Annotated in this window: 3 protein-coding genes and 1 pseudogene; 2 read left to right on the top strand and 2 right to left on the bottom strand. The window is 48.1% G+C overall.

What is annotated here, in order from left to right:
- Nucleotides 1-453, top strand: a 453-nt coding sequence (locus RMO35_RS14965) for an ABC transporter permease (protein ID WP_309742128.1), incomplete at its 5' end; no start/stop codon positions are given.
- 67 nt (nt 454-520) lie between these two features.
- Here RMO35_RS14965 and RMO35_RS14960 read toward each other — a convergent pair.
- Nucleotides 521-1,426, bottom strand: a complete 906-nt coding sequence (locus RMO35_RS14960) for a fructosamine kinase family protein (RefSeq protein WP_309742127.1) — start codon at nt 1,424-1,426, stop codon at nt 521-523.
- Between the two features lie 60 nt (nt 1,427-1,486).
- Nucleotides 1,487-3,172 carry a hypothetical protein gene (locus tag RMO35_RS14955; RefSeq protein WP_309742126.1) on the bottom strand — a complete coding sequence of 562 codons (1,686 nt, stop codon included), beginning with the start codon at nt 3,170-3,172 and terminating at the stop codon, nt 1,487-1,489.
- Nucleotides 3,173-3,880: 708 nt separating this feature from the next.
- Here RMO35_RS14955 and psaA point away from each other — a divergent pair.
- Nucleotides 3,881-4,998 (top strand): annotated as a pseudogene (gene psaA, locus RMO35_RS14950) (photosystem I core protein PsaA); the annotation flags it as partial.

Below are 4,998 nucleotides of genomic sequence, written 5' to 3'. Positions count from 1 at the left end.
GCCGAAATTGGCACGATGAAAGTTAGCGAACAAATCGACGCGCTGTATATTCTCAAAACAGATCCCGTCGATTATTTGGTGATTCCGCGCTTGGTGGCGTGCTGTATTATGTTGCCATTACTAACGATTTTATCGATCGTCACGGGGATGATTGGTGGCTTGCTGGTTGCTACAAGTATTTTTGGATTGCCAACCCAAGTGTTTCTAGATTCCGCTCGCAATTTTTTAAATGGTTGGGATCTTTGTAGCGCACCGATTAAAGCCGTTTGTTTCGGGGCGTTAATTGCGATTATCGGTTGTAGTTGGGGTTTGACAACTACAGGTGGTGCTAAAGGGGTCGGGCAATCGACGACAACTGCGGTTGTCACTTCGCTACTGGCGATTTTTATCTCCAATTTTTTCTTGTCTTGGGTGATGTTCCAAGGTGCGGGTAATGCTGTTAAATCTCTCTAGTAGTCTACGGCGTGAATCTAGTTAAGAGATGGGAGATAGAAGATAGTAACTGAATTTATGCTGCCAACTAAGCTAAGCGGAGTAAGATGCCGATCGTCCGATTTGCCTGAGCTTGATAGCTGCCCCCAAATAAATTGTAGTGATTGAGAATGTGATAGAGGTTGTACAAGTTTTTGCGCTGTGAGTAGCCAGGATCGAGCGGATAAATCTCGTCGTAGCCTTGGTGAAAAGCGGCAGGAAAGCCCCCAAAGAGTTCGGTAAGGGCTAAATCGACCTCGCGATCGCCCCAATGGGTTGCCGGGTCGAATATGACTGGAGTGCCAGTAGTCGTAAAGCTGGTATTGCCACTCCAGAGGTCGCCATGTACTAATGCTGGCGGCGGTTGGTAATCGGCTAGCAGTCGAGGAATCGCAGTTAGTAAGGCAGTCGCTTGGGGAAAATTACCCCCGTTTTGCCAAGCGAGTTGGAGCTGATAGCCAATCCGGTTGTTAGTAAAAAATGTCGCCCAATCGCTGTTCCAAGTATTAATCTGAGGTGTCGAACCGATCGTATTATCGATCTGCCAGCCGAATTGCTGGCGATTGGATCGATATTGATGCAGCCGTGCCAAATTGCGCCCCATTTCACACCAAGATCGATTCTCCTTCGGAGAGGCTCCGCCAACGGCGGCGTTGGTGACTAGATCTAGATATTCCATCACTAAATAACTATGTTCGCCCACCGTACCCCAGCAAATAGGCACGGGGACGCGGATCGTGGCTGTAGCAGCGATTTCTGATAACCCAGTCGCTTCCGCCACAAACATCTCGATTAAGGCTGCGCGATTGAGTTTGAGCAGATAGCGATCGCGAGTTTGGTGACTACTAATTAGATAAACTTGATTGATACAACCACCACTGAGGGACTGACGATCGCCAATCTCGAAACTATTGCCAGTGGCTCGGGTAATATGTGCGCCAATTTCTTGCCACATCTAGATCTATCCTGACTGAGTACTACCTCATGATTTTAGCTAACCTCGTTGGCGGAGCCTCTACTTTGGAGAATCGCGTAAACTATCGATAAATTCGATCGCTTTACCCGTCCAAATCTGCATATTGCGAGCAAATCTTTGTGCTTTGGCAGGGATTGTATTTGTAAAAGCGCGAATTTTGACCTTGGCTGCCTCGATTAACTCGATCGTTTGCGTTTGCCAAGTTTTTTCACCAGCCGCAATAACTGTTGATGGGGGCGCAGTCGGAGGTGCGACTGGTGCGGGGAGTTGCGGTTGAGTCGCGACAGGCGGTGCTGGGATCGTGGTGGGTGCTGGTGCTGGCTGGACGGGGATTTGGGGTGGCACGATCGCGATCGCTTTAGGTGCGCTCGTCGGTGTCGGCTGGATAGCGGGGACGGGTATGACTACCGGAGCGATGGGATTGGGTGCTGTTTTTGCTACCGCTGGGGCTGGTTTTTGGCTGGGAGCAGGGGGGACTGGTACTGGTACGGGAACGATGACGATCGGCGCGGGGATTGGCGATGGGGCGATCGTGGCAGTCGGTTTAGGCTGTGGCGATGGCGAGATCGAACGATCGATCTCTGGCTGTGCTGGATTTGGCGCTGGGTTGGGTGCTTTGACGAGCGGTACTGGTAGCGGATTAGTTGGCTCGATCGTGGGGGTGGGGCTGGGCTTTGGCAGTGGCGGTGCGATCGCGATTGGCTGGGGTAGTAAGGGTGCTGGAGTGCTATTTGGTACGGGCGAGACTCCCCTGGGAGAATTCGCTAACGTAGATGTTGGTATCGATGTAGAGTTAGGATTTACCAAGCCTTGCGCCAATTCTGGGCTGAGTTCGCCCCGAATCAGTTGCGCCAAGGAATCTTTCGTCCGAGGGTCATAGGTGACAAGCCCCACGGTATCGTTATAAACATTCGGTAACGGATTACCGCGATCGTCTACCAACTCCAATCTCACCCAATTCTTGCCTTCCTTAAAGCCCTGAAGATATACTGGTGCCCAGCGATCGAGGATAAATCTTTGGTCGTTGATAGTGACTCGCACTCGCCAATCGGGTAAATCCCGACTGCCCGGTGAGACTGGATGAGAGGGCGCATTTGTTAGATAATAATCCAGCATAATCGGTTCGGCACTATAAGTACCTGCCGGACGACTGTAAGTAAGTAACGGTTGCTGGGGATCGGGATTATTTTCCGCAGTTTTAGTCAAAACATGAAACGTGACGCGATCGAAAGCAGCTTCATTTTTAAAACTCTCATGCCACGGACGCGATGCAAATACACGCAAACTATGGGTTCCAGGCGTTAGATTTTTAAAAACCAAGGGTTGACTCAGATCGTATACACCTTGATAAGTCTGCTTGTCTAAAATTACATGGAGATGATTGCCCAGACCTAACTGTGGCTGCTTAAATAAGGGTAAATCCGTGACTTTAAATTTGACCGTGACTCGATCGTCTGACAAGATTTCGTCGGACTGCGGGCTGAGAATCTCTACTTGTGGCTGATATTTTTCTAGGCTGGGGGCTAGTTGTAAGATACTCATCGGCGTATTCACTTCCGCTAACGGCCCATCCGTAACACTCATAGCCGAACTACTCATCGCTGCCGAATCATTATTTGCAGCCGGAGATCGTTCGCAACTGGCGATCCCCAGCGTCAGCATCAGGACGAGGCACGATCCTACCAATCGAGAAACTAATTTCCACTTCAGATTCGCTCTTAACACCCGCACCTCTGCTTTCCCAAATTACTTTTGCCATGCCTATCTTACTAGGATTGGTGAGTTTTTCACCGATCCCGCCCTAGCCCTATCCACTAGCCATTAACTGCCTTTTAGCTAGTTTGCTATGAAATCGATCTTGAGGTCGCCAATTTCGGCATTCGCGAGATTGTTACTTTTCGTAAACTTTAGCTGAGAAATTATTCGGGTACCGATCTTAATTTTTCAATCTTTTCCCATCCCAGCAGCCAAGTCTAGCAACTTTTCTCGTTATTAACGTTTATGTATATATGTAACAAAACTATCGCTATTAAATCTCGATGCGTTAATAAAGTCGCAACTCCCGCTCTATTTAAAAATAGTTCCAACCTTTAACTAGAGCCTATTTTCAGTAATTATTAAGTTTGTTTAAAATAAATCTATTAGGCTTGACTTTTCAACCAACCCAAAGCAATCGAAATCGATATAAGCAACTTGGGGAGCGACTTTGAATTATTGTTAACGAATGGTGAATATCGATCGTTCCAGAACCTATAATTCATCAACAGAGGTACCGACCGAGCGAACTTGTTTCGTTCGTGCGAGTACGGCTCGTGAGTGGAAACTTCTTTGGAAGCAACCCGATCGAGCATGGTTTTTGGCTCCGTTTAACTAAAAAAATGCGCACTTACAGTTGGGTATCACCTCGTTCCTTGTCTAGAGAGGAGAATCCTCATGACAATTAGTCCGCCAGAGCGGGAAGCAAAAGTTAAGGTCATCGTTGACAAAGATCCAGTGCCTACTTCTTTCGAGAAGTGGGGTAAACCGGGGCATTTCGATCGAACCTTAGCGAAAGGACCAAAAACCACTACGTGGATTTGGAATCTTCATGCCAACGCACATGATTTCGACAGTCACACCAGTGACCTAGAAGACGTTTCACGCAAAATTTTCAGTGCTCACTTCGGACATCTTGCCATCATATTTATATGGTTGAGCGGGATGTATTTCCACGGTGCCCGTTTCTCCAATTATGAAGCGTGGCTAACCAACCCTACTGGAATTAAACCCAGTGCCCAAGTCGTCTGGTCGGTTGTCGGTCAAGACATCCTCAACGCCGACGTTGGTGGCGGTTTTCATGGGATTCAAATCACCTCTGGTTTGTTCCAATTATGGAGATCGTCGGGGTACACCAACTCCACCCAGCTTTATGCTACTGCGATTGGCGGTCTCGTCATGGCTGGTTTGATGCTGTTTGCTGGTTGGTTCCACTACCACAAACGCGCTCCAAAATTGGAGTGGTTCCAGAATGTAGAGTCGATGATGAACCACCATCTGGCTGGTTTACTGGGATTAGGTTGTCTGTCTTGGGCAGGGCACCAGATTCACGTCTCTCTACCCATAAATAAATTACTAGATTCTGGTGTCGCACCAAAAGATATTCCCTTACCACATGAGTTCTTGGATCCTACCAAGATGGCCGAACTATATCCTAGTTTTGCCAAGGGTTTGACCCCGTTCTTTACTTTGAACTGGGCTGAATATGCAGACTTCCTCACCTTCAAAGGCGGTCTCAACCCTACCACTGGCGGTCTATGGTTGTCCGATACGGCTCACCATCATTTAGCCTTGGCTGTACTCTTCATCGTTGCTGGTCACATGTACCGCACGAACTGGGGCATCGGTCACAGTATGAAAGAAATTTTAGAAAATCATAAAGGGCCATTTACTGGCGAAGGTCATAAAGGTCTATATGAAATTCTCACCACATCTTGGCACGCTCAGTTAGCAATTAACTTAGCAATGTTAGGTTCGGTCAGCATCATCGTGGCACAACACATGTATGCAATGCC

Source organism: Chamaesiphon sp. OTE_20_metabat_361, from assembly GCF_031364565.1.
The sequence above is the reverse complement of the archived record's forward strand: the minus strand, read 5'-3'. Positions and strand labels throughout refer to the sequence as shown.